Origin of the sequence: Metabacillus litoralis (genome assembly GCF_003667825.1) — a bacterium.
Taxonomy (GTDB): domain Bacteria; phylum Bacillota; class Bacilli; order Bacillales; family Bacillaceae; genus Metabacillus; species Metabacillus litoralis_B.
The window spans coordinates 1,235,751-1,259,837 of the sequence record NZ_CP033043.1 but is presented as its reverse complement, the minus strand read 5'-3'; the positions used below and the strand labels follow the sequence as shown (position 1 = coordinate 1,259,837).

Sequence of the window (24,087 nt, the reverse complement as noted above, 5' to 3'; positions counted from 1 at the left end):
AACTTATTTATACTGTGTTAAAAGCTCAACAAATTTTGTGTATCCCAAGTCAGTAGCATGATCGATTGCTGTAAGTCCATCAACATCTTCGAGTGCTGGATCAGCACCAGCTTCTAGTAATAATCTTCCTGATTCTACATCTTCCATCATGACAGCTTGTATTAATGGAGTCCAGCCATAATCATCCTGAAGATTTGGATCAGCACCGGCTTCTACAAGGAATGGTATATAGTCATGTCTTTCGTATGAAATAGCAACAATTAAAGGATTTTCTCCATACTCATTCACCTCATTTGGATCAGCACCATCTTCTAAAAGTGATTGTACTTCTTCCATATCATCATCGATAATTGCTTGCATAAGTGGACTATATTCAGACGGATACACATCACTAAGGAAATTGAATTTAGCTGCCAACAATGTTGCACCAACAGCTCCACCTGCAATTGCAATTGGGATTAATAGAAAAACAATGATCATAATGATGATAGCCATTTTCGTGCGGCTAAGTAAGGTGATGCTTGGCTCTCTTTCAGAAAAAGTTTCAATTTCGTAAATCCGTTTCGAAAGAGGTGGATGTGTTGAAAGCAATTCAGTTAACGTTGTGAAAAAACCCCTTTTTTCATTATATTGCTTTAAATAATCCTCTACATTCACCTTATTATATAAACGCCTGCCAGCAGCTAATACCAATAAGCCATTTATCGCACTTTCAGGTTTTTCTGTATAATAAGCAGCCATTCGGTCACATATATATTCTGCCGATCTTAAATAACCTGTTCCGATAAAAGGAATCCACATGCTTAGTGAAAGAAATGCACTTTTCACCACATGATTTCGTTTTAGATGGGCAAGTTCGTGTGCAATCACATAATCAATATCAAAATCCTCTGCTTCTTCTGCAATATCAACAAAATCAGAATATAACACAATCATGTTTTTCCCTGAAATCGCTAGCACTTTTGTGGCAAAAGCATTCAAAAGACCACCTGATTCAACGATATATACCTCTGGTACAGTTTCCATTTCCATTTTGTTAACTAAGTGACTAACCTTTTGATACAATTCAGGAAATTGAGATTCTCTTAGCCTTACACCATTAAGTTGGATATGTGACATAGATATGATGTGCGAAAAAATGGATAGTACCGCGATGGCCAAAAAGATAATAATCCCCACAATAGATAGTAATAAATAAATGGCTAAAAAAAACGTTGAAAGTACACAAAGAATAAACATCGTGTCTTCATGTTTGTGTACTAAAGAATAGTTGGATTCCATTTTTAAAACTCCTTTATATTGTCTACTGTTATCATTATCATTCCCAAATAAATGGCTTAATGAATAGAATGAACAAAAGACAAAATTGTATAATCACTAATTTTTCTTTATGGCTTCACCCCTAAATATTTATGAACAATCTGTAAGATTAAAAATATGATATAGAAAAGGATAAATTATATCTTTTTACAATGAGTAAATTCACCATAATTGCTTTTCAATCAAAAAACGAATTTTGCTAATTATTGAATTTGATAAGAATAATTGCACTATTAAGATGAATGTTTTCCGTTTTTTGGTAACCAATTTCTTATAAATTTACAAAAAGGAGTGCTTTAGGTGTTTGATCGACATCCTTTTTTATTTTTAGCTTGTATGATTGCAGGTTTTGCTTTAATTAATGTACCTTTAAGTGAGCCTTTAGCTGCGCTTAGTCAATTGGTTATATTTTTAGGCGAACTTACAGTTTTGTTTTTCTCATTTGTTTTAATTTTTCATGGCATTTTATTTGTTTTCGGAAAGAAATAAATAAACCCCCTCTTATTTGGAGGGGGGGTTGTTACCTAACAATTTATTCATCATTTCAAAGAATTCTGCTTTTGTTGAAGGATAAGTAGTTGAGGCTACGCCTGTCGTTTCAAGTAGTTTTTCATAAACCTCCATCACCCACGGCTTTTCTAAGTGACTTTTCTGAAGAACGTTTATTTGTTGAAACACATCATATGGTGCTCCTTGACACAGAATCTCTCCATCATGTAACACAATGACCTCATCTGCCCATTCATAAGCAAGATCTACATTATGTGTAGACAGGATAATTGTTCGATCTGGGCTATGAAGAGTTCCAAGTAATTCCATTATTTTTCTGGAGTAATATGGATCCAGTCCAGCTGTTGGTTCATCTAAGATCATAAGCTCTGGCTCCATTGCCATCACACCAGCAATTGAGACTCGCTTTTTTTGACCAATGCTGAGAAAATGTGGTGGTTTGTCTTTAAGTGATTCTGTTTCTGTTAGTCTCATCACTTCTTGCACCTTTTGCTTCACAAGGTCTAGTGGTAATCCTAAATTTTTCGGACCGAACATAATGTCATCATATACACTTGATGAAAAAAGCTGGGAATCGGGATTTTGAAAGACTATGCCAACACGTTGACGAAGTTGTTTGATTTCTTTTCGATTATAGGTGATTTTTTTCCCTTTAAACGTGATGGTACCTTTTGAAGGCTTAATAATACCATTGAGGAGTAGAAATAGGGTTGATTTACCTGCCCCGTTATTTCCTATTAAAGCTATTTTTTTACCTTGCTCAATTGACAAGTTGATATCGTTTAAAGCCATTGTTCCGTCCCCATATTGATATGAAACATGTTCTAATGTAACGAGTGGTGATTTCATAGGGCACCTCATTTCTGCGAACTAAGATTTATCTTGTTAAAATTGAAATAGTGAAAAGCCCCACCACAACCACCAAAATCCTGGCACATCGAGACCGGTTAATAGCTATTCCTATTTCAATATCATATAATCCCTCTTCACCACCACGACTTTCAATCGCTGTTTGCAACTCTTTTGCAGATTGAGAGGATTTTATAAAAAGACTAACAATTAATTGTGCTACTGATGTGATCCAGTCCTTATGATTTTGATAGCCTAGCCTACTTGACTGCGCAAGAAAAATTTCATGCATTTTATCTAAAAGCACGAAGATAAATCTGTACGTCATTCCAACTAGTTCAATGAATAAGATTGGAAGCTTTAATTGTTTTAATACCCACAGAATCTGGTTAATCGAGGTAGTTAGAATAAGAAAGTATAAACAACTAATACTAGCTATCACGGTTGTACCTAGATCAAAGGCTTGTTTCAAATTCGCTAAGCTAGTATAGATCGACCAAGATCCTATTTCTATTTGCCAAAGTGGATTTACATTACTGTTTATTGAAGTAACTGAAATCACAATCGTCATCATACTTGTTAGCAAAAACATAGATGGTAAAAGTAAAAGCTTTATATATTGAGATAACGGTATTTTAGCTGCAAAAACAACACTAATGCTCATGATAAAAAATGTGAGACAAGCAATGCTTTTATTTTTCGTGATGATCGTAAAAAGCAAAAAAACAAACGCAAACGCTACTTTCTCAGCTGGGTGAACGTGTTTCAGACCATTTATATAGGCGTACTGATCAATTTTTAACATTCAAGCTCCTTTAATCTTTTGACGAGTATTTTTTTCTAGCTCGTCCAAAGCCGATCACATAACCGATAAAAATAGCACCTGCTGCAGCTTGTAAAGAGAAAAGCAAGCTTTCAATTTCACCACTTGGAGGTTCCCAAATCGATGAAAACCAAGGCTCATACGATGGTGCCAATTCCCCAATCATTTCTTCTGCTTGACCATCTGCTCCGCCAAACTCCGCATCCTTTTGAAGGAACAAAGGGAAAATAGCTAATAAAATAACAAGTAAAAATAGCAATAAATTTTTCATCGTTAGCTCGCCTCCTTAATAGTAGGTAAGTTTGTTAGTTCAGTCATATTGTATTTTATTAATAAATTCATCACGATAACTGTTAATAATCCTTCACTTATGGCTAGTGGGATTTGTGTGATACCAAAAATACCAGCAAACTTAATAAAAGAAGCGAAAAATCCACCAACCTCAGCTGGAAACGCTAATGACAATTGAACCGACGTGACAATATATGTACCTAAATCACCTAGCATCGCAGCAAGAAAAACAGATACAGCAAAGGATAGCTTCATTTTTCTTCCTAATTTATAGATACCATATGCGATAAATGGGCCAACAACCGCCATCGAAAAAGCGTTTGCCCCTAATGTTGTTAACCCACCATGTGCCAATAACAATGATTGGAATAGTAACACAATCGTACCGATCACACTCATTGCTGTTGGTCCAAATAAGATACTACCTAATCCAACTCCAGTTGGATGAGAGCAACTGCCCGTTACGGACGGAATCTTTAGGGCTGATAACACAAAGGCAAATGCCCCGGAAACACCTAGCATTGTTTTCAATTCAGGATGTTCACTCACATTTTTTTTGATACTTTTTAAGCCAAAAATGATAAACGGGAGTGTTAGCGCCCACCAAAAAACCGCCCATCCTATTGGTAAAAATCCTTCCATGATATGCATTGCATAGGCTTCCTCGTATGAATTAGACCAAAAGTAACCTGTTAAAGCTACTACAGCTATTAAAAGAGCCCAATTATTGTTTCTTTTCATTCCTACTTCCTCCTACAGAAAAAATGAATGGTTGTCCATCATTTGCTTCTATTAAAACAAAACAGGCTGGCTCAACCAAAGATCTCGATTTTACCATTTAAGCTTTACTTTTCAAGTTACGAGTAAAGCACCTGTTATGAATGTATTACGAACTACCCCATGTTTCTTTATATATTAATTTTTCTAACGATCGTCTTTTTTCCCATTTTGCGGATTCTAAAATCGGTGCCTTCGGATAATCATCTGTATAGCCAATTGAAATCAATGCAACCGGATCAATATGAGGTGGAATGGCTAATATATCGCGAACATCTGCTTTTTTATAAAAGCTAACCCAGCCCATTGCCAATCCTTCCACACAAGAAGCCAGCCACATATTCTGAATCGCACATGCTGTTGACATCATATCTGTTTCCGGAATTGAGTTACGGCCTAAAACATGTGAGCCACCTCTAGTAGGATCACATGTTACACAAATTGTTAAAGGAGCTTCTTTTAATCCTTCAATTTTAAGAGAGAGAAATTTAGATGCCCGCTCATCTTCTTCATAATGAATAGCAAGCGCTCGTCTTTCCTTATCTGCTGCCCAAGCTAGTTTCTGTTTGATTTCATCTGATTCCACTAAGATAAAATTCCATGGCTGCATAAAACCAACAGAAGGTGCATGGTGGGCTGCTTCTAATATTCGGGCAACAGCATCCATTGGAACAGCATCTTTATTAAAGCTTCGAACATCTCTTCTAGTTTCAATTACCTTATAAATAGCCTCTTTTTCTTCTTTAGAAAACATAATAGAATCACCTCACATTAAAATGGAGATTTTTGTCCCTTACAGCAAGCTTTTTATGACTGTAATAGAACGGAACTGCTTTAGTATGGTCAACGAGCTTTTTAAATCGAAGCAAACAATCGTTTCTGTTTGGATGATCGTGATCTAACAGGATACCAATCATTGTCCCGCTGTGTGCAACAACGACACCACCTTGGCAGGAAGCTGCTAGTTTTTCCATTTCATCAAAGTACTTTTTAGGGAGAATTTTTTCATTTATCTTTGCGCTTATTGTTGATGCCTGACAAATGGAGCTTAAATTCTGAGATTGAATTCCTGTTCTTATTAAATGGAAGGCATGATGAAAAGCTTTCAGATCATGTCGTGAGTAGGTTTTACGCTGTTGGTTGAATTGAATCGTGTCGATATACCCACCAATATCAATTCCTATTAAATCAAATGGAGGTAAGTTACCGAACGATTCCATTAGGCTACCGTTTTTGTAGTTATAAGCCACAACATTCTCATACATCACTCCGTCAGTTGGTTCAATTTCTGTTGCGATCGTAGAGAGAATTTCATTATTTACATCAAGAAAACACCCTTCTGCGACTGCTTTCATCGCAGCAACAAGATCTGCTGAACTACTTGCCATCCCTTTTCCTCTAGGAATGTTTGAAGCAAGATATATCGTTCCTCCGACATTTCTATTAAACAAGGAAATTAACTTATTACAGGCCAAAACAGCTTTTGAATAGGAGGAATGACCAATAATGGTTTTTGTTTCATTTGGAATAAATACGGCTTTGCTCGTTAGTACCGGAATCGGCATTGTAATTAAAAAGGGCTGCTTGTTGTATACTCCCTGTACTAGCTCTCCAAATGTACCATTACCTATGCCATAACCAATTCGCATGTTGATAACCCCTGTTTCCTCTTAATCTAGTATACGTACGCAGTCATAAAAATCGACAAAATGAAGAAAATAATTAAGCCTATCATCGAAGAGATATGCATAATCTTTATCGTGTGAAGAATATCATTTGCTTCAATATTTCTTTTGGGTACACCCATTTTGGCTCGATGAGAGACCATTCCATTGTAATAATTCGTCCCTCCCAGTTGAATACCCAATGCTCCGGCGACTGCTGCTTCTGGTATTCCACTATTCGGACTAGGATGTAGTTTTGCATCATTTTTGATGCTACTCCATGCCGCGCGAATATCAAGACGTACAATCCAGCAAGCAGCTAGAATAAGGACAGCTGTTATTCGAGCCGGAATATAGTTGCAAATATCATCTAATCGAGCTGAGGCCCATCCTAAATTTTGATATTTCTCATTTTTATAGCCTACCATTGAATCTAGTGTATTAACGGCTCGATATGCCATAGCTAAAGGAGCACCGCCGATTAATGCAAAAAAAAGCGGTGAGATAATTGCATCTACAATATTTTCAGCAACCGTTTCAATTGTTCCCCTGCTAATCTCGTTTTCATCAAGGAAATCGGTGTCCCTTCCAACAATCATGCCTAGGCTTTTTCTTGCTTTAGGAAGATCTTTTTCTTGTAAAGGCTTGTAAACTTCTCTTCCAGCGTCTGCTAAACCTTTTGTCGCAATTGTTGTGGAAATAAGCCAAATCTCTATACATATTGCAAGCCAATTATTGATTTGATGAGCAATGATAAGAATGATCACAGTCAGTAAGTAGGTTAATCCAACAATAACAATCGGAAAAAGTAACCCAACAACCTTTAGTTTCCTTTCATCATGAAAGAATTTTCTAATGAGTTTTTCTAGTAAGCTAATACCTTTTCCTATATAAATAACAGGATGAGGTAAGCTTCTTGGATCTCCAACGAATCGATCAATAAGATAAGAGAAAACAAGCATAATTGAATGAGTTAACATCGAAGCTTTTCTTCCTCTCTCCAATTTGTTACAACTTCAGTTAATGCATCGTAAACTAAACATCCAATTGAATTGCCGATGGTTGTTGCTGTTCCAGCAAACTGATGGGTAGGATAGGCAGGGTCTTGTGTAGCAGCAATTACGACCGAATCAGTTGTGGTACCTGTAGCATCCTCTCCAGCTTCATCAACAATATGTAAATCCTGTAAAGCTGCAGCCTTTGCTTCAGTTGCCGTAATAATGCAATTGATCATAGCAGAATGAGTTAAGCTTCCATCTATAAATATAAATGTATTGATTGTCCCATATTGATAGGCAGAGTATGTTTTTCGCTTTTTACCAGCTCTCGCCTTGTTTCCTACACCCGCTGTGACACAAACAACCATTTTGAATTCATCTCCGTGTATTTCTTGAACAGATCCTAATTCAATTTTTGCTGCAGTTTGAAGACCAATTGTTTGTTGTTTGGGATATCCCCAAATATTAACTTTTTCCTCAATTTGTTTCACTGGATTCTTTGAATCATATCGGAGAGGTACTTGCCAGTTGAAATAATGAGTAGCCATTTGAAATCCACCACCATAGACGGCACTGCTAAAAGATTCTAATGGAAGAGTTGATTCAAAAATTAAATGATCATCTCTACGTTTTAATGAGAGTTCAGGCCACACTTTTGAGTGGTAATGTAGTTGATTTTTAAAAGGTTGTACCATGTTTTTCACTTCATCCTATTTTTTGTACTGATCGTATTTTTTCTGTTTGTTGATCAAATTCCAGTAAAACCCCGCTACCATGCTTTATTCCTTCTACATCCCAAAACTTTGTTGAATTCCCTAAATAATAATGGCTTAAAAGCCAGCGGATAGGACCTTGATGACTAACGATTAAAATGGTGTCGTTAGGGGTGTGCTGACAAAGTACTTGTTTGAACCAAACATGAACACGATACCCAAGCTCATTAAGCGTTTCTCCATTAGGAGGAGCGAGTTTAAAAGGATCATTGATCCAATTTGTCACAAGCCTAGGTGCTTCAGACATGATTTCGTCATAGGTTTTACATTCCCACTTACCAAATGAAAGCTCTCTTAGTGCAGCATCTGTAGCTGGTTTCATTTGAAGCATTTCACCGATTATTTGCGCACTCTCCTTTGCACGCAAAAGGTCACTTGTGTAGAGTGCTGAGATGCTTTCTTTTTTAAGCGTATTGAGGAGATTATTTGCTAAGCTTTGAATTTGTTGCTGACCTAAATTGTTTAAAGGTGCATCATAGTGACCTAAATAGCGTCCAGCTGCATTTTCGTTTGTTTCACCATGTCTAATAAGGATCATTTCCACCTTAAAACAACCTCCAAATCGCAATCGCCAAGAATAATGATACACATTCACTCCATTCGATGATGGCCCCGTAGCAATCTCCCGTTAACATCCCAAGCTTTTTAAAAACATACAGAACAAAAATAGTACTAACGATAATAGATAAGATAAATAAAATTAGACCATGAAAGCTAAGTAAAAAGAATGTTATAGCTAAAACCAATGCAAGATTTAAGACGATAACAGGAATTGATAAGTAACGGTGAAGACCTTCACCTAATCCACCTTCCTTTTTATAAGGAAAAGCCTTTATAGAACAAATGAGCACCAAACGAGCCAATAAAGGTGAAAAAATGAAGAGGAAGGTAAGATTCATAGAAAGCAATTCGTAGATCGCCATTCCTTTTCCTAGCATTAATAAAATAGCAGCAATCACACCCATTGCACCGACCCGGCTGTCTTTCATAATCTCAAGCATTTGCTCACGAGAACGATTGCTCCCCAGTCCATCAGCCAAATCCATCCAACCATCTAGATGGAGACCACCTGTTATCCAGATCCATAACACTAAGAGGAAAAAAGCTGTTATTGTGAATGGAAAAACCTCAACTAGTAAGACGGAACCCGCAGCGATAATCAGACCGATCAGAAGCCCAACCAACGGATAAAAAATCACACTTTTTTGCCAATCTTTACTCGATAATTGGGAAGATGGAGCTGGTATTCTTGTTAAAAATGATAGAGCAGATAAAAAGGCCTTGATCATTTCAAGCGCAATGGCAACCCTGACATGACGGCAAATGCTTCATCAGCTGCTTCGGCGGTTAATTGATTCATTTTACCGAGCACATCTTGGTAAAATCTTCCTAAGCGATACAAGGCCACTCCTCCTAATCCTACTTCACTTGAAACAATAATAACGTGTTCTGTAAGCTGCTTGATTTGCTCTAGCCAATTTTGTAACTCTAATAGAATCGTTTCTTGATGGTCTTTTGATTTTAATTCTTCTTCAGGGATGCTCATACAGCGGTTTGCTAACCATGTTGACAAGCAATCAACTAAAATGGCTTTGTTAGTTTCATTAGTAGATCCAATGATCGGTAATTCAGTAGGGTTTGACAGTAATCCCCAGTGATTAGGGCGACGCTTTTGATGAGCTTCAATTCGCTCTTGCATTTCATCATCTGTTATCACACCAAATCCTACGTATAAGACATTTGTCTTTTCATTAGCCAAACGTTCTGCATACTCACTTTTACCGGAACGAATTCCGCCGGTTATATAGGTGATGGTCATACCCTTTCACATCCTTTAGACTTCACATCCATTAATGCATGTAGTAGCACATTGTTTTCTTCTTGAGATCTTATAGCGATGCGAAAATCATGTTCTGTTAATCCTTTATACATGGAGCAGGATCTTATTAATATCCCTTTTTGTCCGAGTTTCCATTGAAGATCCTGAGCTTGCATGTTTTTTTGTGATCGAACTAATAAATAATTAACCTGTCCGTCAAAAACGTACCATCCTAGTTCACGTTCAATTTTTGATTTTACATACTGTCGTTGTTCCGTAATAAGGGTGATTGTTTCGTCAGCATATGCTTTTTCGTTTAAGCAATATTCTCCAGCCATTAGGGCTAGCTGATTCACGCTCCAAGTCACCTGTTTTACGATCATTTTTCCAATAAGCTCAGGATTCGCAATTGCGTAACCTAGCCGGAGGCCTGGTATGGCGTAAAACTTTGTCATCGACCGAATAATGATCATATGTTGATAGTTTTCTAGATAAGGAAGTAAGGTAAGGTCCGATCCGTTAGCTAAAAAGTCAATAAATGCTTCATCTATAACGACATACGTATTTGCTTTTTCCGCTGAATCTGCTATTTGTTTTAACTCATCCAATGTATAGGCTGTACCTGTGGGATTATTAGGATGCCCGATAAACAGCAGATTCACTTTGCTTATTAACCTCAAAAGTTCTACCATATCAGGCTTTAAGTCGTCCTCATCTCTTCCGTAGCAACCCTCCACTTTTGCACCAAATGCTTTTGAAAGCTGTTCATATTCGGAAAAACAAGGATAAACAACACCAACAGTTTTCGGTTTTAAGGCAAGCAGGACAAGAGCCATACATTCGGCAGCCCCATTTCCAATGACGAGCTGAGAAGAAGGAACGGATAGAACTTCTGCAAGTTTATTTTTAAGTTTTCGTTGTCCGGGATCAGGATAATGGATAATGCTTTCAAGCTGATTTTTTAAACCCTCCATTACTGACTGTGGTGGGCCCAGAGGATTAATGTTTGCACTGAAATCCAGTACCTTCTTTCCTTCAAGCCCAAATACATTTGTTGCAGTAAGCAGATCTCCTCCATGACCAAATTGCTCCAATAAAGTCATTAAAATTCAATTCCTTTCACTGCAGGTATGCCCTCGTGATAATAATGTTTAACTTCCTTCATTTCTGTAACAAGATCTGCTTCAGCCATGATTTCCTCTTTAGCAGAGCGTCCTGTCAGAATCAAATGCATATGCTCCGGACGAGATTTTATCAAATCTATGACCTCATGTAGTGGAAGAACATCATCAATTGGAAATTTTTCAATGGCTAGAGCATTATTTATCTCATCTAAAATCACAACATCATAAGAATGAGATGCAATTTTTTCTTTGGTAAAAGCCCATGCTTTTTTTAATGCTTCCCGGTGCTCTTCTGGTGTTTTTGTCCAAGTAAATCCAATCCCAGTTTGATGCATTTCAATGCCAATTTTGTCAAACTGAAGCTTTTCTCCATATGTACGAGTTGGAGATTTAATAAATTGAATGATGAGCACTTTTTTTCCACGTCCTGTTGCCCGGATAGCAAGACCAAGTGCTGCGGTTGTTTTCCCTTTCCCATTACCAGTATAAACGAGCATAAGGCCACGTTGCTTTGATTGACTCATAAGCTCCCCCCTCGTTTAGTTATTTTACCTCTACAACCAAATTGTTTTTTCTTCATATGACGTTCTTTTTGGTTCTTTCATTTTTTGAAGAGAGTCTTCATTCGGATATCCGATAAAAATGTTCCCAATCACCTTTTTGTTTTCGGGTGCACCGATAAATTGATGAAGGCGTTCATCATGAACAAGTCCTACACCTCTTGTACGCCAAACAAAACCAAGTCCAAGCTCTTTGGCTGCAAGCCACATAGAATGAATCGCACAACAAACGGCATATTCGTTATCTTTTGTAGCGTCTGCATCTCCTGGTACAACATCAGAAGTAACAACGATATGAACAGGTGTTGAGGTTAACACTTTAATGGAGCTTTCAACTAAATGTGGCTTCGTTGGAAATCGTTCCTCTAAATATTCCTTAGCGAGGGCTTCGTATCTGTCTTTTGCCTCACCCTTTATCACATAAAAACTCCAAGGCTCTCTCATACGGTCGTTTGGAGCCCATGTTGCCGCTTCTAGCAGCACTTTGATTTTTTCATCTTCTACATCTTGATCACGGTAATCACGTATTGCTCGACGTGTTTTTAACTCACGAATGATTGACATACTTCTCCTCCTCGTTATTACTTGAAGCCTCCATCTCGTTAAACCATTTAATCCTTTCTCGAAGGTTAACAACCTCACCAACAATGATGATGGATGGATGTTCAATTCCTGCTTCTTTGACGATTTCTTCAATTGTATTTAATGTGCCAGTAACCGTTCGCTGCTTCTCTGTTGTTCCCCACTGAATGACCGCAACCGGTGTGTGACTGTTTTTGCCATTTTCTATTAATTTTTCGCAGATATAGTGTAAATTTCCGACACCCATGTAAAAAGCAATTGTATCAATTCCTTGTGCAAGAGCTGACCAGTTGATACTGTCCTGTTTCTTTTCTGCCCGACCATGGCCTGTTACAATAGCGAATGATGAAGCATAATCCCGGTGTGTGACGGTAATTCCCGCGTATGTTGGTGCAGCAATTCCTGATGTGATTCCAGGAACAATTTCAAACTTAATATTTTGGTCGGCTAGTACCTCTGCCTCTTCCCCAACACGCCCAAATACAGAAGGATCGCCTCCTTTTAAACGAGTAACAACTTTCCCTTGTAATGATTTTTCTACAAGCAGTTCATTGATTTGCTCTTGAATAAGTTCATGCTTTCCAGGAAGCTTTCCACAAAAAATGAGTTCTGCTTCAGGCTTTGCGTGGTCTAACAATTTTTTATTTACTAAGCGATCATATAAAATCACATCTGATTTTTGGATACATTCTAATCCGTAGACGGTAATTAATTTCGGATCCCCAGGTCCTGCTCCTACCAGATACACGGTTCCTTTGGTCAAAATTCTCCCTCTCTTCTTTTTTCATTCTTGTTGGATATTCCCGCTGATTGAAATGTAGCCATCTCATTTAACATGTTTGTTGCTGATTGTAAAATGGGAAAAGCAACAGCAGCGCCCGATCCTTCTCCTAAACGTAAGCCTAATTGAAGCAGTGGTTCTTTTTCTAAAAAGCGAATGATCCTACTGTGGCCTTTTTCAACAGAACGGTGACCAATCATCATATAATCACCTGCAGTAGGATGAATGCATTTTGCAATAACAGCAGCCGTTGAACAAATAAATCCATCAACAAGAATTGGAATGCGATTTTCTGCCGCAGCCAGCATAGCACCTGCCATTGCTGCTATCTCTAACCCTCCAACCTTTGACAGAACATCAAGTGGATCATTTGGATTAGGCTGACGAGCTTTGATACTTCGTTCAATGACCTGCTGTTTTACTTTGCGTCCTTCTTCTGAAATACCTGTTCCGATTCCAACAAGTTCATCTAAATTTTGATTAAGGATGACGGAAAGAATGGCACTGCTTGCTGTGGTGTTCCCAATTCCCATTTCACCAACAATTAAGCATTTTATCCCTTTTGCTATTATTGCTTGTGCTCGTTCATAGCCAACTTCAATGGCTGATTCAGCTTCTTGTCTTGTCATAGCATCTTGCTTACTAAAATTAGCTGTTCCGTACCTTATCTTTTTTTGAACAAGTTCACTTGATTCAATATCTTCTGCAACACCTACATCCACAATTTCAAACATCGCTTGTATTTGTCGTGAAAACACATTTATTGCTGCTCCGCCGTTTAAGAAGTTTTGAACCATCTGAGCTGTAACATTCTGAGGAAATGCAGATACCCCATCTTCTGTTACACCATGATCAGCGGCAAATATGATAACCCCTGGTGGTGTGACAGTTGGAAAAGGCTTACCAGTCATTTCAGCTAGCTCAATAGCTAGTGCTTCTAATCGTCCAAGACTTCCCGGGGGTTTTGTTAATGTGTCGATATAGGCACGAACCCTTTTTCCTACTCGTTTATCAAGAGGTGGAATGTCATTATATATGTGAATCAATTTTTACACTCCTTTGATGAAATCTTTCCATTTCATGTTGAATGAAGGTAAGATCAACATGGTTTCGCACGTGATCAGCTAATAGATCAAAAGCTTCCTCTCTAAGCTGGTTAAATGAAATTCTTTCTTCTATAGGTGTTAATCCCTTACTAATGCGAACCGCGTTTAAATACCCTTTTCGAAAATCATCGTTATGAAAAACACCATGAAAGTACGTGCCAATAACCTGCTCATCACTTGTTTTACATCCATCAACTGAATCTGACAGCTGAATAAGTGGTGAACAGTCGCCACTCACATTTGTTGCCCCCATATGAATTTCATAACCTTTTACATGATAGGATTGATCGTTAAAATGTAAGTGTCCTTCTGACAGCACGGTTGTTTTATCCTTTTTCATAGTGGTTCGTAGCGGAAGAAGGCTTAGTCCCTCCATCTCATTGTATGAGGATTCAATTCCATCAGGATCCGTAATCTTTAACCCAAGCATTTGATATCCACCGCAAATACCGATAATATGTGCTTGCTTCTTTTCATGGAGCTCTACTATTTTTTGAGCAATTCCACTTTCTTTAAGAAACTTAAGATCTTCTATTGTGTTTTTGCTACCAGGTAAGATCAAAATATCCGGATTTTTCACCTGATTACTTCTCGTAATAAATCGCACATGACAATCCTGCTCATGAAAAAATGGATCAATATCAGTGAAGTTAGAAATTTTTGGATACTGAATAACAGCAATATCTATTTCTTTTTCTTCATTTACCGCTGAAGTATATTGATTTAAAACAACTGAGTCTTCGGCATCGATGTTAAGATGAGGGATATACGGGATCACTCCTAATACCTTTTTACCTGAATATTCTTCAAACCATTTAAGCCCCGGCTCTAAAAGGCGAACATCTCCTCGAAATTTGTTAATGATCACTCCGATGACTCGATCATGATCTTCACGATCAAGCAGTTGGAGTGTTCCTACTAAACTAGCAAAAACACCGCCTTTTTCAATATCACCAATTAATACAACTGGAGCGTTTGCCATTCGGGCTACCCGCATATTGACAAGCTCACGATCATTTAAATTGATTTCGGCAGGACTTCCGGCACCTTCTATCACAATTCGGTCGTATGTATTCGTAAGATTTGTGAGTGATTCCTGAATTAATGCTAAGCCTGTTTGAAAAAACGCTTTTCGATACTCCCCAGCTTGCATGTTTTTATAGGGCTTTCCATGAACAACAATTTGTGATTCATAATCACGGTTTGGCTTAATTAAAATCGGATTCATATCAGTTGTTGCTTGAATAAAAGCGGCTTCAGCCTGCACACCTTGTGCCCGTCCGATTTCCTTCCCATCGATCGTAATATATGAATTTAATGCCATGTTTTGCGATTTAAAAGGTGCTGTTTTATATCCATCTTGTGCAAAAATTCGGCAAAATGCTGTGACAATCACACTTTTTCCTGCATCAGAATGCGTTCCCTGAAACATGATCGGCAAACCCTTACCCATATGCTTTGATTTCCTTACAAAAGGTGATCCAGTTTTCGACCATTTCAGGACAAGAAGCAAAGTGAAAGTGCGTGTATCCTGCTACAAGATTATGAGTTAAACAGCCTTCAAGCTTAGTCCCTCTCATGCCTTTTGTTTCATAAGCATGCGTAACGTCTGAGTGTGGTTCAAAAGTTGAATAATGAAATTCATGACCTCGTGCTTTTTGATTTTCATTGATAAGGAAATTTCCTTTTCGACCAGTAATATCTCGGTAGCCTAATGCCACTCTTTTAGTGTGCATTTTGACTTCACCTGAGATGACACCAACCATTTCATAACGGTTTTCTTCACTTGTTTCAATGGAATCTGTTAAATACATGAATCCGCCACATTCAGCAAGTGTTGGTAAACCTTGCTCAATCGCCTTCTTTATAGATGTCTTTGCTGCGTCGTTCTTTGAAAGCTCACTAGCAAATTCCTCAGGAAAACCACCACCTATGTAGAGACCATCCGCGCCTTCAGGTAATACTTCATTTGCAAGTGGTGAAAAATATAGGAGCTCAGCACCTTGAGTTTCCAAGATTTCGAGATTTTCAGGATAATAGAAATTAAAGGCAGCATCCTTTGCTACAGCAATCTTTACTGAAGTTGCTTTCTTTTTATCGAAAAGAGAAGAGATTGATTTATGTTGAATTGGTTCTGCTTCAGATAAAGTGAGTAATCTGTCAATGTCGACGGTTTCGAGTACCAATTCACCTAATTTGTCAAAGAAAGAATCTAATTCTCCTCTTTCAATGGAAGGAATAAGGCCGAGATGTCGTTCAGGTATTTCAATATCATTTTCTCTTTTTAAATATCCGATAACAGGAACATCACATTCCTGCTCAATGGCTGTTTTGACAAGCTTGAAGTGACCTTCACTTCCAACTCTGTTTGCAATAACACCCACGATATTAGGACCTTCAGAAAGCATTTGAAATCCTTTAACAATTGCCGCAGCACTTCGAGCCATGCTTGCACAATTAACGACCAACAAAACAGGACTCTCTGTAATCATACTAATTTCGGCTGTACTTCCTACGTTTGTGCGTGGGTCTTTTCCATCATAAAACCCCATCACACCCTCCATAATGGAGATATCTGCCCCTTTACTTCCATGAGAAAAGATGTCTAGCACCTTTTCTTCTGACAGCATCCAGCTATCAAGATTTCGAGAAACACGGTTTGTAACAGCTGTATGATAAGAGGGATCAATATAATCTGGTCCACATTTAAAGCCTTGCACGGTTAAGCCTTTTTTTCTTAATGCTGACATTAAACCAATTGTTAGCGTTGTTTTTCCAACACCACTACCGGTTCCAGCAATGACGATTCTGCGTTCAGTCACCTAAACCTCCACCTCTCTAATAAGGAATTACGGCAACAGAAATCGTTACATTTCCTGATTTTTTCTTTGTTAGTGAAAGTGATGATGCCCCACTATATAAGCGGGCAGCCGGTTCACTAACCCCGTATGCACCTGTAAATTTATATACAGTTTCTGAAGGAAGCTCGATCGGTACACGATTCAATTCTTCAGCCGAATAACAGGTGAATTCCCATTGATGTTTCTGTGCAACCTCAATAATGCCTTGTTCATCTTTTTTCAAATCAATTGAACAAATTGCTTTCACACTTTTCGGCGAAAACTGTAACTCCTGCAATGTTTCCTCGATCACCTGTTCAATTTCTTCCTTCGATGTGCCCCGATTACACCCAATACCAAGAACGAGAACCTTAGGTCGGTAAAGAACGCCGTTTTGTAAAATGACACTTTCAGCTTCTGTTAGGTTTCGATGTGTAACAACAAGTGCTGCTTGAGGCTTTGCCGAGATTGCGTCTTGAATATTCTGATAAATTTTCAATGTTTCCGGTAAAGGAGTATCATATGTCCACCATTCTTTTTCACCTGATTCTTGAACAATGGCAACATGCTCTTCATTTACAACTGAAGCACTAACAGGTGTTAATTTTTCAGCGCTCTCCCATACCCAGCCGAATCGGCTTCCAAATAAATCCACAGGAATGGTTTTTTGAACATCGGAGGCTGTGGTAATAACCGGTGTTGCTTTTAATAATTCGGCCACTTCTCTTGTTAGCTCATTAGCTCCACCTAAGTGACCTGAAAGCACACTGATCACATGGTTGCCTTTATCATCTATGACCACAACAGCAGGATCTGTTTTTTTATCTTTTAAAATAGGAGCAATCATTCGAACAACAGCGCCTAAAGAAATGATCATAATGATACCTTTATATGTTTGAAAAAGAGTTGGAAGCAGCATGCGGACATTTCCCTCAAAAAGAGTAATATTCCGGGCATCTTCGTCTCCTTTTTCAAATTTGCTCATATAAAACAAGTCTGTTTGATGAAAATTAGCAGTAAGATGACGAGCTAACTCCACTCCATGCTTTGTGATGGCAATAACAGCATATTGACCTGTTTGTTTTAGATCCAAAATTTTTCCTTCTTCTAAAACGAGCGTCATTCTTTCACTCCTTTACGATAGCCATGAGTGAATGCTTTATCATAAAGCTTTGATTTAAAATCTTTATGATGAATATCAGGATCAAGTGCCCAGCCTGCTAGAATCATTGCTTGTTTACGTATGCCGTTTGTGCGCATATCATCATCAAGATGCTCAAGTGTGGAACGAACAATTTTTTGATCAGGCCATGTTGCTTTGTATACAACCCCAACTGGTGTATCCTTGCTCCAGCCTGCATCTAAAAATTCTTTTACAATTTTTTTCGTAAGTGTTGCACTTAAAAATAGTGCAATTGTACAGTTGTGTTTCGCTAAATCCTTTAATTTCTCGGCATCAGGAACAGGCGTTCTCCCTTCTGCACGGGTAAGAATAACGGTTTGTGTTAACTCAGGAATGGTTAGCTCAGCACCTAAAGCTGCAGCTGAAGCAAAAACAGAGCTAACTCCAGGAATGATTTCAACGTGAACATCTTGTTTATTTAGAATCGCAATCTGCTCCATAATCGCACCATATACTGCCGGGTCACCTGTATGAACACGCACGACCTTTTTACCCTCTTGTACGCGATCAACCATCACCTCAACCATTTCCTCTAAATGCATGCCTGCTGTTTTTATTACTTCCGCCTCGGGCTTTGCCTTCTCGATTAGCTCACTGCTAACTAATGAATCTGCATAGAGGACAACATCAGCTTCCTGAAGCAGCTTTAATCCTTTAACAGTAATTAAATCAGGATCTCCTGGACCGGCTCCTATAATTGTAATTTTCATTATTTTCTCACCACCATTAATGTTAAATATTCCAGCTCTGCACGATCTAATTCACGAATGTCCCAGATGATTTCTTCATCCGAGGTTACCTTTGTCACAACAGATGCTTTTTCGAGTAAATCTAGTTCGCGTAGAATGTTTAGCATTAAATCGATCACCTTAGCTACTTTAATGAAAATAACACAATCATTTTCAACGATTGCTTTTTTCATTGCTTCATAGTCATCTCTTGCAGGAATAATCGCCACATGATCATCGCCCTCTGCTAGTGCGATACCTAGTCGTGAAGCTGCACCATTTATGGAAGAAATACCGGGAACGGTTTGAATATTTACTTCTGGATAGCGTTCTTTCATAAGATTCATCATATGAATAAACGTACTATATAAAAGGGGATCACCTTCTGTAACAAATGCAACATCCTTGCCTGTTTTCAGCTTATCCCACACAAGATCAACAGTATGTGACCATTCGCGCTCTAAAATCTCCGGATCCTTTGTCATCGGAAACACAAGGCCTAACATTTCCTTTTCCCCAGGTGTTATGTATACATCAATGATGCGATGGGCGTAGCTTTTGCTGCCCTTTCGTTTTTTCGGATAGGCGATAACTGGTGCTTCTTTTAACGTTCGAAAAGCTTTTACCGTTAAAAGCTCTGGATCTCCAGGTCCAACGCCTAAGCCATAAAGAGTTCCTACCATTTTTTATTCCCCTTCCTTATGTTGTGCAGTAATAATATAGATCGGGTTCAACGCGTCAAAACGCGTAAGATTTAATATTGGTTTACTTCTTGAAATTTGTGAAAGCGTAATAGTAACCTGGAAACCGTTTTGCTTAAAGCATTCAACAGCTTGATATAAATTTTCGATGGTCACTGCATTTAGCACAATTCTTCCACCCTTGTTAAGACGCGAACAGCAAACCTTCAGAATTTCTTCCATGCCACCAGCAGTTCCCCCAATGAAAATAGCATCTGGATTAGGGAATGCTTCTAAGTGTTCGGGAGCTTTTCCTTGAACAACCGTAAAATCTGTTCTGAATTTCTGCATATTTAACCGACAATTCTCTAGGTCGTGATCATTTTTTTCAATGGCAAATACTTGTCCTTCATTAGCAATTAAACAGGCCTCAATGGCAACAGAACCTGTACAAGTACCGATATCCCACATAACACTGTTTTTTGAAAGCTTTAATTCACTTAAGCTAAGTGTTCTTATTTCTTTTTTTGTTAAAAGACCTTTTTCAGGCTTTCTTTGATGAAATTCTTCATCATCAATGCCTATAGTCCAAGATTTCACTTCAGATGTTTTTTTCAAAATAACAACATTAAGTGGAGAGAACTCCATATTCTCAAGTTCTTCTAAACTGTAAAAAGCACAGCGCTCTTGCTCACCACCAAGGTTTTCAGCAACAAATGCCTTATATTCTGAAACTCCAAAGGAACGTAGATAGCGAGCGATTTGAGAGGGGCTATTCTCCTCATCTGTTAGAAGAGCAATTTTTTCTTTTCCGTTTATTTTTTGCACAAGACCTTTTATACTTCTGCCATGTAGACTAGTGATGTAGGCATCCTGCCAGCTTTCATTCATTCTAGCAAAGGCTTGTTGTAAAGAGCTTAAATAAGGATAAACCTCAACATCCAGTTTTTTTGCAAGATAGCTCCCTATTCCATAAAAAAGAGGATCACCTGATGCAAGGACAACAATTTTACGGTTTTCCTTCTCTAAGTCACTTACGAGTGAAGAAAGACCACCTTTTATGACTTTCTTTTCACCAGTAAAATCTTTGAAAAATGATAGCTGTCGTTCTCCTCCTACGAGAAGATCACTCTCATAAATCCATTTTTCATAAACTGGAAGCAGGCTTTGTTTGCCATCGTCACCGATTCCAATTACTTTCATTTTCTTCGTCATGTTTACCTGCCTTTCCAAGCAATGCACCTTTCATCGTGTACAAACTTGTTTCTATTGAGATTCCGCCGCCAATTTCTTTTAAACCTGAAAGACAGCAATTTTCACAAAGTATGGTGAAAAAATCATTGACACCATTCGCTGCCATCAAATCTCCAACTTGTGATGCGGTATTGGCTTGCTTTATTTCATCAATTAATTTTTCATCTTTTACACCAGCAGCAACAGCAACATTTGCGAGAAAATTAAAATCAACTGGTGCACTTTTTGAGTGGACCATCATCACACCTTGAGCTACCTTTGAAAATTTCCCCATCATTCCAACAAGAGAAACCTTTTTGATTCCTTGTTTCTTACATTGCTTTAGAGTGAACCCAACAAAGTCACCCATTTCAATAAAGGCTTCTTCAGGAAGCTCCGGATATTGCTGCATCGCATACTTCTCACTGCGACCACCCGTTGTAATCACAACATGCTCACATTCACTTGCTCGTGCAACACTAACCGCTTGAACAATACTCGCCATATAAGCGGAGCTTGAAAATGGAATAACAGTGCCTCTTGTTCCTAATATGGAAATTCCACCAATAATACCAAGTCGTTTGTTTAATGTTTTTTCGGCCATTTTCTCTCCATCAGGAACAGAAATAATGATCGTGATTCCTCTTGTAATGTTATGGTTTTGAAGGACCTCCGCTGCTGTTTCAAGAATCATTTTTCTTGGTACAGGGTTAATCGCTGCTTCACCAACTGGGACAGGAAGACCTTCTTTTGTGACACGACCAACGCCAATTCCGCCATCAAGTGTGATGCCTGGTGTTTCACTCCATGAAACAGTTGATCTAATCAGAGCTCCATGAGTAGCATCTGGATCATCTCCGGCATCTTTAATTGTTCCAGCTTCAGCAACGTTTGCTTCTACAGTGCAGCTTTCCATGACAAATGTCGCAAATTTTCCAACAGGTAAATAAATCGTGCTCTCCATTTGAGGCTCACCTGTAATTAATGCAAGTAATGCGGCTTTGGTCGTCGCCGTTGCACATGCACCTGTTGTATAACCGGAGCGCATTTCACTTTTGTCTTTTTTTTTGGTTTTTCCGTTCATCGTTTATTCCTTATCTGCAAGAAGAGAGATTGCGTTTAACGCTGCAACCGTAACGGTACTACCACCTTTTCTACCTACATTCGTAATGAATGGTACGTCTAATTTTGCTAATTCTTCTTTTGATTCCGGCGCTGATACGAAACCAACAGGTAAACCGATGACTAGGCTCGGTTTAGCTTCACCTTCCTTAATTAACCGAATCAATTCAAGTAAAGCTGTTGGTGCATTACCAATCGCAAAAATTCCTCCGTCAAACTGTTTAATCGCTTTTCTAACAGAAATAATCGCACGAGTTGTGTTTAAACGCTTTGCTTCCTCCATGACGTCTGGGTCTGAAATGTAAACATGTACACCACCGCCATGTTTTTCAATTCTTGGCTTACTGACGCCGCCTAAAATCATTTGAACATCCGCATATACTTGTTCACCATTACGAATTGCATCAATACCAGCTTGAACAGCTTTATCGTGAAAAAGCATGCTATGACCTAATTCAAAATCAGCGGAGGCATGTACAACACGTTGGACAACCTTATATTGCTCTTCGGTAAAGTTATGATCACCAAACTCTGAATCGATCATTTGAAAACTAATTCCCTCAATTTCTTGAGGCTGAACTGTAAGTGGTTTGAATTCTGTTTTAAAATCCATCATCTATTCCTCCAATTTTTTATCAAATATTCTGTTAATATGGCTGAGTACTCCTTCAAAGTCAGAGTAAGCATGACCATATTGAATCTTTGGTCTTTTAATCATAATTGTCTCGATACCAAGCTCCAAAGCTGCTTCTAATTTCTCATCAACAGAACCTGCTTTGCCGCTTTCCTTTGTGATCATCGTTGTTACTCCGTACTGTTTATAAAGAGCTGCATTAAATTCTTTTGAAAACGGACCTTGAATCGCGACGATGTCTTTTTGAGGAAAACCAAGCTTTTCGCATTTTTCCATATTATCTTTCCTTGGAAGCATCCTAGCAATAACACGAGTATTCGGTTGATCTAGTAATCTACGAGTGAAAATTTCTAGAGTTTTACTCCCAGTTGTTAGCATAATCACACCTTTTTTTTCAGCAGCAACCTCTGCTGCCTCCTCGTAGCCTTCAACCATTACAATCCCTTTATGTTCATAGACTTGAGACTCCCGCTCATAACGGATATATGGAACACCAGCTGCTTTTGCCCCCAAAAGTGCATTTTTGCTAGCCTCCTCTGCAAACGGATGACTAGCATCTACAATCACTTGAAAGCCTTGTTCTTTAATCATCGTTGTAAAATCTTCATCCGTAAGCCTTCCTACATATACATCTAAGCCGACCTTTTGCATTTCTTTTCCTGCATTCTCTGTGACGACTGTTGTAAGAATGTTGTAACCTGCTTCTTTCACAGTTAGTGCTAGTGCTCTAGCATCACTTGTACCGGCTAAAAAAAGAATCATAGTTTTTGAACCTCTGGCTCATGGTGATGCTCGTGATCATGGTCATGATGGTGATGATGGTGGTGCCCGTGGTCATGATCGTGATCATGGTGGTGATGATGATCAATATGTTCCATTGCCTCAATTCGGTATACACATGTATCACAGTTCATTTTCACTTCACCTTGCAACGCTTCTTGAATTCGATCTTTTATAATTGTTTTAAGTCTTGAGTGAAAGCCAAAATAGCCGGCAAGCTTGAATTCAACCTCTGGAAACTCTTGTTGAAACTCTTCAATCATGTTCTCTAAACGTTTGATTAAAATACCAGTAAATAGGAAATAAGGTAAAATAACAATTCTCTTTGCGCCTAATTTCACACAGCGTTCAACGCCTTCTTTAATTAACGGATCTGTTACACCCATAAAAGCAGGCTCAACAAATTTATAATGTAGCTTTTCCCATAAAAGTCTTGTAATTTTATATAAATCACTGTTTGCATCAGGATCACTGCCACCGCGACCTAACAAAATAACAGCTGTTTCAGGATCTTCTTCGTTGATTTTCTCGCCAACTTCTTCTAAGCGGCTTTTACAAATTTCCATTGTTTCTTCATGTATGCCAAAAGGTCTTCCATACGTAAATGATACATGAGGATACTTTTCCTTCGCTTCATCAATCGCTGCTGGAATATGGATTTTAGAATGTCCTGCTGCAAGTAGCATTAGTGGAATGACAAAAACACTAGTTGCCCCTTTTTCTACACATGTTTGAATACCTTGGTTAATAGTTGGTCGTTCGAACTCTAAAAAACAGGTTTCCACTAAAAGCTCCGAATCTAGTTGTGGCTTTAGCTCTTCAATTGTTTGTCTTACTTGGTCGTTTCCTTCATGATCTCGACTTCCATGTCCAACGAGTAAAATTGCTTTCATAGTATTCTCCCCTATCC

Annotated in this window: 28 protein-coding genes; 1 reads left to right on the top strand and 27 read right to left on the bottom strand. The window is 38.4% G+C overall.

Features of this window, described 5'->3' with window-relative positions; all coding sequences use genetic code 11:
* Positions 1-3 precede the first annotated feature (3 nt).
* Positions 4-1,281: a M48 family metallopeptidase gene (locus D9842_RS06015; protein WP_121661722.1), complete on the bottom strand. Its 1,278-nt coding sequence runs from the start codon at positions 1,279-1,281 to the stop codon at positions 4-6.
* A gap of 339 nt (positions 1,282-1,620) precedes the next feature.
* On the opposite strand from D9842_RS06015, the gene D9842_RS06010 reads away from it, so the two are divergent.
* A complete protein-coding gene (locus D9842_RS06010; protein WP_121661721.1) occupies positions 1,621-1,809 on the top strand; it encodes a hypothetical protein in 189 nt (62 codons plus the stop codon).
* 12 nt (positions 1,810-1,821) lie between these two features.
* Here D9842_RS06010 and D9842_RS06005 read toward each other — a convergent pair whose 3' ends face one another.
* The 26 genes from D9842_RS06005 to D9842_RS05880 form a co-directional block, all read right to left on the bottom strand.
* Entirely contained in the window at positions 1,822-2,679 is an 858-nt protein-coding gene (locus D9842_RS06005; protein WP_121661720.1) for an energy-coupling factor ABC transporter ATP-binding protein, read from the bottom strand.
* A 28-nt stretch (positions 2,680-2,707) separates the two neighbouring features.
* Positions 2,708-3,484, bottom strand: a complete 777-nt coding sequence (gene cbiQ / locus D9842_RS06000) for a cobalt ECF transporter T component CbiQ (RefSeq protein WP_121661719.1) — start codon at positions 3,482-3,484, stop codon at positions 2,708-2,710.
* Positions 3,485-3,494: 10 nt separating this feature from the next.
* Positions 3,495-3,773 carry an energy-coupling factor ABC transporter substrate-binding protein gene (locus D9842_RS05995; RefSeq protein ID WP_121661718.1) on the bottom strand — a complete coding sequence of 93 codons (279 nt, stop codon included), beginning with the start codon at positions 3,771-3,773 and terminating at the stop codon, positions 3,495-3,497.
* A gap of 2 nt (positions 3,774-3,775) precedes the next feature.
* Positions 3,776-4,534, bottom strand: a complete 759-nt coding sequence (locus tag D9842_RS05990) for an energy-coupling factor ABC transporter permease (protein ID WP_121661717.1) — start codon at positions 4,532-4,534, stop codon at positions 3,776-3,778.
* Between the two features lie 145 nt (positions 4,535-4,679).
* Positions 4,680-5,324, bottom strand: a complete 645-nt coding sequence (gene bluB, locus D9842_RS05985; RefSeq protein WP_121661716.1) for a 5,6-dimethylbenzimidazole synthase — start codon at positions 5,322-5,324, stop codon at positions 4,680-4,682.
* 7 nt (positions 5,325-5,331) lie between these two features.
* Positions 5,332-6,219, bottom strand: a complete 888-nt coding sequence (locus D9842_RS05980) for a GHMP family kinase ATP-binding protein (protein ID WP_121661715.1) — start codon at positions 6,217-6,219, stop codon at positions 5,332-5,334.
* 26 nt (positions 6,220-6,245) lie between these two features.
* Positions 6,246-7,214 carry an adenosylcobinamide-phosphate synthase CbiB gene (cbiB, locus tag D9842_RS05975; RefSeq protein WP_121661714.1) on the bottom strand — a complete coding sequence of 323 codons (969 nt, stop codon included), beginning with the start codon at positions 7,212-7,214 and terminating at the stop codon, positions 6,246-6,248.
* Complete coding sequence (locus tag D9842_RS05970) at positions 7,208-7,927, bottom strand: adenosylcobinamide amidohydrolase (protein WP_121661713.1); 720 nt, start codon at positions 7,925-7,927, stop codon at positions 7,208-7,210. Before D9842_RS05970 ends, cbiB begins: the two co-directional genes overlap by 7 nt.
* Positions 7,928-7,937: 10 nt before the next feature.
* Complete coding sequence (locus D9842_RS05965) at positions 7,938-8,543, bottom strand: histidine phosphatase family protein (RefSeq protein ID WP_231309748.1); 606 nt, start codon at positions 8,541-8,543, stop codon at positions 7,938-7,940.
* A gap of 7 nt (positions 8,544-8,550) precedes the next feature.
* Entirely contained in the window at positions 8,551-9,294 is a 744-nt protein-coding gene (gene cobS, locus D9842_RS05960; RefSeq protein WP_257535988.1) for an adenosylcobinamide-GDP ribazoletransferase, read from the bottom strand.
* Entirely contained in the window at positions 9,291-9,824 is a 534-nt protein-coding gene (cobU, locus tag D9842_RS05955) for a bifunctional adenosylcobinamide kinase/adenosylcobinamide-phosphate guanylyltransferase (RefSeq protein ID WP_121661711.1), read from the bottom strand. The genes cobS and cobU overlap by 4 nt, the downstream gene beginning before the upstream one ends.
* Positions 9,821-10,927, bottom strand: coding sequence for a threonine-phosphate decarboxylase CobD (gene cobD, locus D9842_RS05950; protein ID WP_121661710.1), 1,107 nt, complete (start codon positions 10,925-10,927; stop codon positions 9,821-9,823). Before cobD ends, cobU begins: the two co-directional genes overlap by 4 nt.
* Positions 10,927-11,472 carry a cob(I)yrinic acid a,c-diamide adenosyltransferase gene (gene cobO / locus D9842_RS05945; RefSeq protein ID WP_121661709.1) on the bottom strand — a complete coding sequence of 182 codons (546 nt, stop codon included), beginning with the start codon at positions 11,470-11,472 and terminating at the stop codon, positions 10,927-10,929. The genes cobD and cobO overlap by 1 nt, the downstream gene beginning before the upstream one ends.
* 30 nt (positions 11,473-11,502) lie before the next feature.
* Positions 11,503-12,072, bottom strand: coding sequence for a nitroreductase family protein (locus D9842_RS05940; RefSeq protein ID WP_121661708.1), 570 nt, complete (start codon positions 12,070-12,072; stop codon positions 11,503-11,505).
* Positions 12,056-12,853, bottom strand: a complete 798-nt coding sequence (gene cobA / locus D9842_RS05935) for a uroporphyrinogen-III C-methyltransferase (RefSeq protein ID WP_121661707.1) — start codon at positions 12,851-12,853, stop codon at positions 12,056-12,058. The genes D9842_RS05940 and cobA overlap by 17 nt, the downstream gene beginning before the upstream one ends.
* A complete protein-coding gene (cobT, locus tag D9842_RS05930) occupies positions 12,850-13,908 on the bottom strand; it encodes a nicotinate-nucleotide--dimethylbenzimidazole phosphoribosyltransferase (protein ID WP_121664964.1) in 1,059 nt (352 codons plus the stop codon). Before cobT ends, cobA begins: the two co-directional genes overlap by 4 nt.
* A complete protein-coding gene (locus D9842_RS05925; RefSeq protein ID WP_121661706.1) occupies positions 13,901-15,430 on the bottom strand; it encodes a cobyric acid synthase in 1,530 nt (509 codons plus the stop codon). Before D9842_RS05925 ends, cobT begins: the two co-directional genes overlap by 8 nt.
* A complete protein-coding gene (locus D9842_RS05920) occupies positions 15,423-16,799 on the bottom strand; it encodes a cobyrinic acid a,c-diamide synthase CobB (protein WP_121661705.1) in 1,377 nt (458 codons plus the stop codon). Before D9842_RS05920 ends, D9842_RS05925 begins: the two co-directional genes overlap by 8 nt.
* 16 nt (positions 16,800-16,815) lie before the next feature.
* The gene (locus tag D9842_RS05915; RefSeq protein WP_121661704.1) at positions 16,816-17,940 is read right to left on the bottom strand and encodes a cobalt-precorrin 5A hydrolase; all 1,125 of its coding nucleotides are present in this window, start codon (positions 17,938-17,940) and stop codon (positions 16,816-16,818) included.
* Positions 17,937-18,710, bottom strand: coding sequence for a precorrin-4 C(11)-methyltransferase (gene cobM, locus D9842_RS05910; RefSeq protein WP_121661703.1), 774 nt, complete (start codon positions 18,708-18,710; stop codon positions 17,937-17,939). The genes D9842_RS05915 and cobM overlap by 4 nt, the downstream gene beginning before the upstream one ends.
* On the bottom strand, positions 18,710-19,411 hold the full coding sequence (cobI, locus tag D9842_RS05905; protein ID WP_121661702.1) for a precorrin-2 C(20)-methyltransferase: 702 nt from the start codon (positions 19,409-19,411) through the stop codon (positions 18,710-18,712). Before cobI ends, cobM begins: the two co-directional genes overlap by 1 nt.
* A gap of 3 nt (positions 19,412-19,414) precedes the next feature.
* Positions 19,415-20,623 (bottom strand): precorrin-6y C5,15-methyltransferase (decarboxylating) subunit CbiE, encoded by a 1,209-nt coding sequence (gene cbiE, locus D9842_RS05900; RefSeq protein WP_121661701.1) that lies wholly within the window; start codon positions 20,621-20,623, stop codon positions 19,415-19,417.
* The gene (locus D9842_RS05895; protein WP_121661700.1) at positions 20,589-21,725 is read right to left on the bottom strand and encodes a cobalt-precorrin-5B (C(1))-methyltransferase; all 1,137 of its coding nucleotides are present in this window, start codon (positions 21,723-21,725) and stop codon (positions 20,589-20,591) included. The genes cbiE and D9842_RS05895 overlap by 35 nt, the downstream gene beginning before the upstream one ends.
* A gap of 3 nt (positions 21,726-21,728) precedes the next feature.
* Positions 21,729-22,376 carry a precorrin-8X methylmutase gene (locus D9842_RS05890; protein WP_121664963.1) on the bottom strand — a complete coding sequence of 216 codons (648 nt, stop codon included), beginning with the start codon at positions 22,374-22,376 and terminating at the stop codon, positions 21,729-21,731.
* 3 nt (positions 22,377-22,379) lie between these two features.
* Complete coding sequence (gene cobK, locus D9842_RS05885; protein ID WP_121661699.1) at positions 22,380-23,159, bottom strand: precorrin-6A reductase; 780 nt, start codon at positions 23,157-23,159, stop codon at positions 22,380-22,382.
* The gene (locus D9842_RS05880) at positions 23,156-24,070 is read right to left on the bottom strand and encodes a sirohydrochlorin chelatase (RefSeq protein WP_121661698.1); all 915 of its coding nucleotides are present in this window, start codon (positions 24,068-24,070) and stop codon (positions 23,156-23,158) included. The genes cobK and D9842_RS05880 overlap by 4 nt, the downstream gene beginning before the upstream one ends.
* Positions 24,071-24,087 lie beyond the last annotated feature (17 nt).

Bases quoted from the DNA above. Each gene is read 5' to 3' on its own strand.
- cbiE (WP_121661701.1), bottom strand. From the start codon at position 20,623: ATGACGAAGAAAATGAAAGTAATTGGAATCGGTGACGATGGCAAACAA.
- cobD (WP_121661710.1), bottom strand. From the start codon at position 10,927: ATGACTTTATTGGAGCAATTTGGTCATGGAGGAGATCTGCTTACTGCA.
- cbiQ (WP_121661719.1), bottom strand. From the start codon at position 3,484: ATGTTAAAAATTGATCAGTACGCCTATATAAATGGTCTGAAACACGTT.
- D9842_RS05965 (WP_231309748.1), bottom strand. From the start codon at position 8,543: ATGATCCTTATTAGACATGGTGAAACAAACGAAAATGCAGCTGGACGC.
- cobS (WP_257535988.1), bottom strand. From the start codon at position 9,294: ATGATCAAGGCCTTTTTATCTGCTCTATCATTTTTAACAAGAATACCA.
- D9842_RS05995 (WP_121661718.1), bottom strand. From the start codon at position 3,773: ATGAAAAATTTATTGCTATTTTTACTTGTTATTTTATTAGCTATTTTC.
- D9842_RS05940 (WP_121661708.1), bottom strand. From the start codon at position 12,072: ATGTCAATCATTCGTGAGTTAAAAACACGTCGAGCAATACGTGATTAC.
- D9842_RS05895 (WP_121661700.1), bottom strand. From the start codon at position 21,725: ATGAACGGAAAAACCAAAAAAAAAGACAAAAGTGAAATGCGCTCCGGT.
- D9842_RS05915 (WP_121661704.1), bottom strand. From the start codon at position 17,940: ATGACGCTCGTTTTAGAAGAAGGAAAAATTTTGGATCTAAAACAAACA.
- D9842_RS05890 (WP_121664963.1), bottom strand. From the start codon at position 22,376: ATGGATTTTAAAACAGAATTCAAACCACTTACAGTTCAGCCTCAAGAA.
- D9842_RS05980 (WP_121661715.1), bottom strand. From the start codon at position 6,219: ATGCGAATTGGTTATGGCATAGGTAATGGTACATTTGGAGAGCTAGTA.
- D9842_RS05970 (WP_121661713.1), bottom strand. From the start codon at position 7,927: ATGGTACAACCTTTTAAAAATCAACTACATTACCACTCAAAAGTGTGG.
- D9842_RS05990 (WP_121661717.1), bottom strand. From the start codon at position 4,534: ATGAAAAGAAACAATAATTGGGCTCTTTTAATAGCTGTAGTAGCTTTA.
- D9842_RS05925 (WP_121661706.1), bottom strand. From the start codon at position 15,430: ATGGGTAAGGGTTTGCCGATCATGTTTCAGGGAACGCATTCTGATGCA.
- bluB (WP_121661716.1), bottom strand. From the start codon at position 5,324: ATGTTTTCTAAAGAAGAAAAAGAGGCTATTTATAAGGTAATTGAAACT.
- cobK (WP_121661699.1), bottom strand. From the start codon at position 23,159: ATGATTCTTTTTTTAGCCGGTACAAGTGATGCTAGAGCACTAGCACTA.
- cobO (WP_121661709.1), bottom strand. From the start codon at position 11,472: ATGAGTCAATCAAAGCAACGTGGCCTTATGCTCGTTTATACTGGTAAT.
- D9842_RS05880 (WP_121661698.1), bottom strand. From the start codon at position 24,070: ATGAAAGCAATTTTACTCGTTGGACATGGAAGTCGAGATCATGAAGGA.
- cbiB (WP_121661714.1), bottom strand. From the start codon at position 7,214: ATGTTAACTCATTCAATTATGCTTGTTTTCTCTTATCTTATTGATCGA.
- D9842_RS06005 (WP_121661720.1), bottom strand. From the start codon at position 2,679: ATGAAATCACCACTCGTTACATTAGAACATGTTTCATATCAATATGGG.
- cobI (WP_121661702.1), bottom strand. From the start codon at position 19,411: ATGGTAGGAACTCTTTATGGCTTAGGCGTTGGACCTGGAGATCCAGAG.
- cobU (WP_121661711.1), bottom strand. From the start codon at position 9,824: ATGACCATCACCTATATAACCGGCGGAATTCGTTCCGGTAAAAGTGAG.
- cobM (WP_121661703.1), bottom strand. From the start codon at position 18,710: ATGAAAATTACAATTATAGGAGCCGGTCCAGGAGATCCTGATTTAATT.
- D9842_RS06015 (WP_121661722.1), bottom strand. From the start codon at position 1,281: ATGGAATCCAACTATTCTTTAGTACACAAACATGAAGACACGATGTTT.